At 49.5% G+C, this 7,501-nt stretch carries 4 protein-coding genes; 1 reads left to right on the top strand and 3 read right to left on the bottom strand.

Annotated elements, in window-relative coordinates; all coding sequences use genetic code 11:
- Positions 1-167: 167 nt before the first annotated feature.
- Positions 168-1,412 (bottom strand): hypothetical protein, encoded by a 1,245-nt coding sequence (locus tag MJZ26_10945; GenBank protein ID MCQ2106296.1) that lies wholly within the window; start codon positions 1,410-1,412, stop codon positions 168-170.
- Positions 1,413-1,703: 291 nt separating this feature from the next.
- Here MJZ26_10945 and MJZ26_10940 point away from each other — a divergent pair, with 291 nt between their 5' ends.
- Positions 1,704-3,212, top strand: coding sequence for a cellulase family glycosylhydrolase (locus MJZ26_10940; protein MCQ2106295.1), 1,509 nt, complete (start codon positions 1,704-1,706; stop codon positions 3,210-3,212).
- A 67-nt stretch (positions 3,213-3,279) separates the two neighbouring features.
- Here MJZ26_10940 and MJZ26_10935 read toward each other — a convergent pair whose 3' ends face one another.
- Both MJZ26_10935 and MJZ26_10930 read right to left on the bottom strand, forming a co-directional pair.
- Positions 3,280-4,692, bottom strand: coding sequence for a hypothetical protein (locus tag MJZ26_10935; GenBank protein MCQ2106294.1), 1,413 nt, complete (start codon positions 4,690-4,692; stop codon positions 3,280-3,282).
- On the bottom strand, positions 4,689-7,493 hold the full coding sequence (locus MJZ26_10930) for a TIGR02171 family protein (protein ID MCQ2106293.1): 2,805 nt from the start codon (positions 7,491-7,493) through the stop codon (positions 4,689-4,691). The genes MJZ26_10935 and MJZ26_10930 overlap by 4 nt, the downstream gene beginning before the upstream one ends.
- Between the last annotated feature and the right edge of the window lie 8 nt (positions 7,494-7,501).

Here is a 7,501-nt window from a genome sequence, read left to right as displayed (position 1 = left end):
TCCGCTCAGGATGACACGCGGGAGGAGAACATAGGCTTGAGCAATTAACAATTAACAGTTAACAATGAATAATGATAATAATGGTGCTTCGCACTCAATATGAAACGGCGAAGCCGTGATTATAATCATCCTTCATCCTTCATCCTTCATCCTTCATCCTTCATTTTTCATTGTCCAACGTGTTCAGCGCCTTCGGCGGCCATGTTCTTGTCCATCTGGGTGCGGGTCAAGGCGTCCACAGCTTCGGTAAGCTTGTTGATGGCCTGAATCAGTTCGTCCATCTTAGCTTCGCTGACACCACCAGAAACAACAGCGGCAGCCTGAGCCTTCACTTCTGCCACAGCAGCAACAGGTGCGGCCTTAACAGGGACCTTACCCAGCCAAATGTCCGGCCAGCGGTCATTACCGGAATGGTAGGTAATGCGGGCTGCAGTTTCTACCGGCTCGCCAATCTTCCACATGTAAAGTTCGTAGTCGAACATGTCGTGGTCATGGCCCTTGTCGGTAGCACCCCAAACCAGCCATTTGCCATCGGGAGAAATACGGGGGAAGTATTCGTGACTGCGGCGGCCCGGCAAGTCCATCAGGCGAACGTTCTTAGGAATACCGAAGAAGCCCACCTTTTCAACCTGCTTGCCGTCCTTGGCAGAGAACCACAAGATTTCGCTGGGAGCGGCAGTACCGCCGTTACCTGTGGGGTTCACGCGGTAAAGCTTGGAACCGTCAAAGTTCCAGTCGATTTGGCAGCCGTCACCGGACTTGGTCCAGCCACCCTTTTCCAGATTCCACACGCCGGTTTCACGCATGGAGCCACGAAGAGTCATAGCCAAGTGCTTGCCATCGGGGCTCATGTTAGGTTCCTGAAGAATTACGCCAGACTTGTTGAAGGCGACCTCTCCATCCAAAATCATGGTTTCAGCCTTGGAGGCCACATCCATGGTAAAAACCTTGCCTGCGCGGCTAAAGACGATGGTCTTTCCATCAGGGCGCCAGGTGCCCCAGGTTGCATTTTCCACCACCTTCACCTGGTTTGCGCCATCAATATCCATGGTCCACAGGTCCCACTTTTCGGGATAGTTGGCATCATTTTCGGGAACCCAGCCACCCTTGCTGCGGTTAAAGAGCACCTTGGATCCATCGGGGGAAATACGGGGGAACCAGTCCACATTGTCGCTTGCGGTCAAGGCATGGGCACCAGTTCCATCGGCATTCATGAGCCAAATGTCGTGATGAGAGTTTGCACGGCTGGTGGACCAGGCGATCACACCTTCCACCTTACCCTTCAGAGCATCCAAAGCCTTCTGTTCGTCGGCTGTAGGATCCACGGCGGCACCCGTAGGGGCCCCCTGCTGGGCAAAAGCGGTGCAGGCCATAGCCATTGCGGAAACCAGGGCAAACTTTCTCATTTTCATAAAAACCTCAATATTTGAAACTCCAAAACCGGGGTTGCCCGGAAGGAACCTCTTTATTTACAGAAAAGATAGCAACAACATTTTTCAAAATTGCGTCAAAAACACCATTTCTCACCATTCTTTGTTGATTTAGAACACATTTGTTTCTTGTTGTAACCAATAAAAAACTTACATCCACAACATTCCATATAATATGGATATATCTTAAGATTAGAAATAAGCATGGTTTGCATTCGAAACCCACAACATTTCGATTAAACCAATGCTTTTATGGTTTACATGAGGATGTTTATGAAATTCTTGTCCATTCCCGCTCTCGCCTGTGCCATGACTTTAGGTTTTGGCCTGGCCTCCGCCCAAACGATTTCCTCCACCCGCGTAGGCCCCGTTAGCCAATACGGCCAGCTCATGACCGGCAAGAATTCCGCCGGTGAAGGCCGCATTTACGGTTCTTGCGAAGGCGTGAAGGACGGCGCCGAAGTCCAGGTTCGTGGTATGAGTCTTTACTGGAGCCTGATGCCACAAGCCGTCGAATACTGGAGTGAAGAAGGTGTCTCTACCATGGTCCGCGACATGAACATCCAGATTGTCCGTGCCGCCATGGCTACCGGTTCTGAAGACTGGTCCGGCGAATACAATGGACAGAAGCTTCAGGGCTACGGCACGAATCCAACCCTTCAGAAGAACTTGATGAAGGCTGTCGTTGAAGCAGCCATCAAGAACGACATCTACGTTATTATCGACTGGCACAGCCACAATGCAACCGATCAGGTTTCATCCGCAAAGGGATTTTTCGAAGAAATGGCCAAAACCTACGGCCAGTATGACAACGTGATCTTTGAATTGTTCAACGAACCCACGGACATTTCCTGGGACAACATTAAGAACTACGCCAACCAGATTATCCCCACCATCCGCCAGTACTCCGACAACCTGATTCTCGTGGGTACCCGCGCTTGGGACCAGCACCCGGAAGAAGTCATTGGTAAGGAAGTTACCGACAGCAAGAAGAACACCGCCTACACCCTGCACTACTACGCCAACAGCCACTGCGTCAGCGGCAACTATGACTGGGGTGGAGGCTGCGAAGGCTCTAACGGCGAAAAGGCAATCAAGGCGGGTCTTTCCGTATTCGTCTCCGAATGGGGAACCGGCGATGCCAACGGCGGTGGCACTCCCGACCAAAACAAAAACACCCAGTGGCAGACTTTCATCAACAAGTACAAGCTTTCCTGGGCAAACTGGTCCGCATCCCACATTAGCGAAGGCACCGCAGCATTCGGCGGTGGCTCCAACAAGACAAGCCTCAGCTACACCACCTCTGGCAACCTTGTCAAGGGTTACCTGGCCACCAACCCCACCTCGTACACTGCTTGCCCCACAGGCAACGGCAACCAGAATGGACAGCAAGGTGGAGACCAAGGTAACACCAATACCGGAGACCAGGGTAACACAGGAAACAACAATGGCGATCAGGGCAACACCAATCCCTGGGATCCCAACAACCAGTGGGGCAATAACAACGGTAACCAGGGTAACACCAATCCCTGGGACCCCAACAACCAGGCAATCATCAACTTCCACACCGCAAGCATGAATGTGGCCTTTGAAAGCAAGACTCTCCACATCTCTGGAGTTTCTGCTGCAGAAGTGGAAGTATTCAACATGCAGGGTAACAAGCTCTTCAGCATTTCTGGAGTAAACGGAAGCCTTTCCATGGCAGCCCTCCCTGCAGGTCAGTACATGATTCGCGTCAAGGCCGGCAATCAGAGCCTGGTCAAGGCCATCAGCCTCAAGTAATTTACAGCGTAGCCTAAACTACGTTGAGAGAGAAAAAATCCGGTGAGTAATCGCCGGATTTTTTTCATCAATAATTTCGTTGAAAAACACAAAAATACTCATCGCGATAAGCCAAGAACCACTGTTCATTTTCAACCAGCGAGTCAATGACTTTCCCCCAACGGGCATAATAACGCAACGGGAACAAGGTTCGATCAATACCAAGGGAATCAGCGTACCGCATAAAGGCTTCAGGGTTTTCAGCAAAACCTAAGTACTGCTGAAAGAAATCCGATGTTTTCAATATGAACCGTCCGTCTATATAAATGGAGTCAGAAGGATTCACAAAGGCCAGATACCCGCCAGCTCGATCGTCATTAAACAAGCGCCCCTGATGGGGATTATTCCTCATCCATTCCGCGGCTTCCACAGGGACTCGCTGGTATGAAATCATGGACGCGTCATAGGCCAACATCGACCGAACCCATACGCCGAGCAAAGCCATCAAAACAACAAGGATTGTCTTTTTCCATAGTCCACTGCAAGCAAACGGGATTCTCTGAAGAGCTACGCAGAAAACAGGCAACATCAAGATTCCATTCCGTTCCGCAATCATTGCAAGGCATGCGGTAGCAAAAAGACAGACCGAAAGAAAAGCGTTGGATTTCCGCAGGTAGAACGCCCCCGCAAAAGCGAGAAGCGACATTAGAACCATCGTTAACGAAGTAACGACGTTTTCACTTTCCATAAGCAACGTTACTGGGGAACGATTTTCCGCGATTTCCTGCGAAAAGACCACGGCGGAAGAGGTTAAGCCCAACAAACGTTCTAGCAAGCCAAAGGGGTACAGAAAAAGACGTAAGCCTTCTTCATGTAAAAATGGCATCGCCAGAAGTAGCAGGACAAACATAACGTAAGCACCCCATTGCCGAGATGAAATCATCCTAGGGCCGCTAGCCTTTTCAAAAAATCGGGTCAAGCCGAGCCCAACCGCAAAGGCTACGCCTAGCGGGAATAAGCCCTGCGTCTTGCACCAGATCCACTGCAGTACTAGTAATGAAATAAGCACCAGGGACTTCTTAAGTTTAGAACCATCCCTGAAAAACAGCGGCAGAATGTTCCAGTACAAGCCCAGGAACAGTAGCGAAAAAAGCACCGGTCGCATTTCCATCTGGTAACGGAGCAGGAATAGAAGCGCCGCTGATAATACAAATGGAATCCATTTTATCTGCGTTCTTATGGGCCACAGGAATAAGCCGAATACAAGTCCCCATAGCAGAGACTTAAGCGCAACCAGCAGGGGTGCCCCTCCTAAATCGAAAACAAACCCGGAAACCAGTTGAAAATACTCATGGACATTGACAACGGGGGTCCTTACGGGAGTCCATGTCGTAACCCATTCTCTAGCACATGCCAAATGCCACCAGATATCCGTATCTGTCAAAGGAAATACGGAAAACGCAGCAGTAAGGATTACAAGGGCAGGCCAGAAAAGGTTCATTTCTTTTGGTCTATCTTGGTAATAAGGGTGTCTAGTCGCGACGCCAGGAATGTTGCGCCATCAAGACAAAGATGGTCAAAGTCGTGAGCCTGCTTGTTGTCGTAGGTGTGATTGCCCATCTTATTTTCATCGAACAAGGTGAAGTTGGAATTTTTCTTTTCCAGTTCACGGATTCTCTTGACCACGTCGGCAGCTTTACTGCGTCTCAATCCGTAGCGACCGTAGGCTCCCGTACTTAGGTAATACTGACTCTGAGGGAACAGGACTCCAATAACATGGACATCATGTTTCTTCGCATCCAAAATCATGTCCTGTACTGCGGCAAGGGAGTTGTCAATAAGTTCCGGGCGCTTGTCAAAGTAGGTGCTATCGAAATTCACTTCGGGATAGGGGCCGCCAAAGCCAAGGCAGTGAGTACCTCTGTCAACGCCCTTATACAAGGTATACAAGCCCCCAATCTCATTGCCGGTAGCCTGTCTCGTTAATTCCAGCAGGCCATCCGGGTATCCATCCTTCCAGAAATCATGATGGGAATCGTAGAGAAATCCCGGGTACTGTTCATACCGATTCTTAAAGATATTTTCCTCTTCATCGTCGGCCTTCCACCAGAAATCAATATCCAAAGAAACAATCAGGTACTTCAGATTTTTCATGTGGGTAAAGCCATAGTTCCGCATGAAATCTCTGGAAGTATAAATGGAGTTGGGAGTTTGGGCCATATTCAAGGCGGAATAGCCACTTCTGAAGGCTCCCGGATTCACGCCTGCCATGGCCCTAGAGGAACCGACCACAAGAATTTCTGTACTGTTGTAATACTGCCAGAACAATTCCATCTTGTAGCGCCAAATAACAGATTCGTTATCCTGTTTATCACCAATGTAAAGCCCGGCACTGTCGGGATCAAGCTTTGAATTTTCCGGTATACCTAGCGGAACAATCCTTAAACTAGGGTGCCAAAGTTCATCGCTTTCTGCAAGCGTCATCACGGAACTGTCCTTAAGGTCCACCAAGACAATTTTCTTATGGCTTCCATCGGAACCCGTCAAGGTTGCTACCGCAATGCCATCGGTTTCGCCCCGAATGATTTCGCCAGAGGCCCATTCGCTATGGTCAAAGGTATAGCCATCCGGAGCGCCAACAGACTGTACAAGTTTGCCAGTACTGTCGGCGATCAAAAGGCGTTGGTGAGTCTTGTAACTCTCCCCTACAAAATCCTTGCCTGTATTTCCAGCAAAGTCAAGGAACAGGGTTCGATTCGAGCCGTCGTTTGACAAGGAAACGTTGCAAGCCTGTTCACCGTTGTACCACAATGTCTCGCGGGAAACGCCAGAGGAATCCTCCTGGCTTACACGCAGCAACCTCGCTCCAGAAACCGCCAAACGATTGTCAGAGCTGACGCCGCCATTGTAGGTTCCATCAAACAGCTTTTCAGGGCGTCCAAACTTTCCGTTCATGAATTTCACCTGCCAGGTTGATTCCTGCTTCCAGGCGGATTCATTCTTGTTGTTTCCGGCATCGCTAACAAATACAATCACGGTATCGCCGTTGTCCAGAACTCTCCAGCGAGGAATAGCGGCATTTACCAGTCCCAGCTTTATGGGTTTCTTGCTTGTTGAGCTCAACGTTCGAACATATATAGCGGATTCACCGCCCACACCTTCCGGCTTTGTACAGAAGGCAACCTTGGATCCGTCAGGTGAAACATCGGGATGGTACGCATCCAGGGTGTCGTGAATTTCTATAACAGACAACGGAGTAAATCCATATCTCACATAAGCGATATTTCCAGAGATGTCATTGCGGAAGGCTAGAATCACGTTGTTTCGCCTTGTTTTTCTCTGGACCTCATCAGCCAAGGTTCGTAAAAGCACGCGACTTTCCACAGGCTGACCATCCAGCCCCATCCAAGATGGTTCAGGAATGGCTCCGAAGGCAATCCTAAAGCCCACATAGTCCGCCTTAGTCGAGGAGGTCACTGTATAAACATCGCCTCGGCTGTACAGATTGATGGCATTGGATTCATTGCGATAGGAGCCGCCCTTCACAACGCGTTCACCAAGACGGCCTCCATCAGGAGCGCCGGCAAAATTCGACAAGGACGTATCCTTGAAACAGCCCTTCCAGTCATTTACCCATTCCATGACATTGCCTGCCATGTCGCAAAATCCCACCTCGTTTTCAGGCTTGGTACAGACCTTATGGGTTCTGTATTCAGAATTTCGGCTATTCCAGCTTTTTCCCGAAGACCATCCCTGAGCAGCAGCCAGGCTCCATTCTGCTTCAGTAGGCAAGCGATAGGCATCCTTATCCGGATTAAACTCTAAGCCATCCAAACCGATGCAATTTCCCTCAGAGTCAAAATTCATACCGGTGTAACTGTAGGCCGTGTCATAGCCCTCATCCTTACTTCTTGCGTTCGCATAAAGCACCGCATCAAAGAACGTCACGTTTGCAACAGGATTGTCGGAATGTTCGCAATCAAATAACTTAGTCCATTCCTTTGAATACGTCTTGTACTCTGCGCATGTCACCTCATGCTTTCCCAGGGAAAAATCATAGTCAAAGCTCACTCTCATGGAGGGCATTTCCACAGGCATTCCCTTAGGACCATTAGTACCAATTCTTCCGTGGGATCCATTCGCCTTTACAAGAATCATACCTTCACGTTCGGCGTCAACTCCCGTCTTGATGGCAGAATAGTCCAGTTCCGCAAAATCCCCATACGACCCAGTATCGCATCCCCACAATAGGAATACGCAAACTAGGCACACATAAGGGAAACAGTTATTCCGAAAAGACATCAACAATC

Source organism: Fibrobacter sp. (assembly GCA_024398965.1).
Taxonomy (GTDB): Bacteria; Fibrobacterota; Fibrobacteria; order Fibrobacterales; family Fibrobacteraceae; genus Fibrobacter.
Note: the sequence above shows the minus strand (reverse complement) of the source record. Positions and strands in the feature narration are given on the sequence as shown.

Coding starts and splice junctions, on each gene's coding strand:
- MJZ26_10945 (MCQ2106296.1), bottom strand. CDS start 1,412: ATGAAAATGAGAAAGTTTGCCCTGGTTTCCGCAATGGCTATGGCCTGC.
- MJZ26_10940 (MCQ2106295.1), top strand. CDS start 1,704: ATGAAATTCTTGTCCATTCCCGCTCTCGCCTGTGCCATGACTTTAGGT.
- MJZ26_10930 (MCQ2106293.1), bottom strand. CDS start 7,493: ATGTCTTTTCGGAATAACTGTTTCCCTTATGTGTGCCTAGTTTGCGTA.
- MJZ26_10935 (MCQ2106294.1), bottom strand. CDS start 4,692: ATGAACCTTTTCTGGCCTGCCCTTGTAATCCTTACTGCTGCGTTTTCC.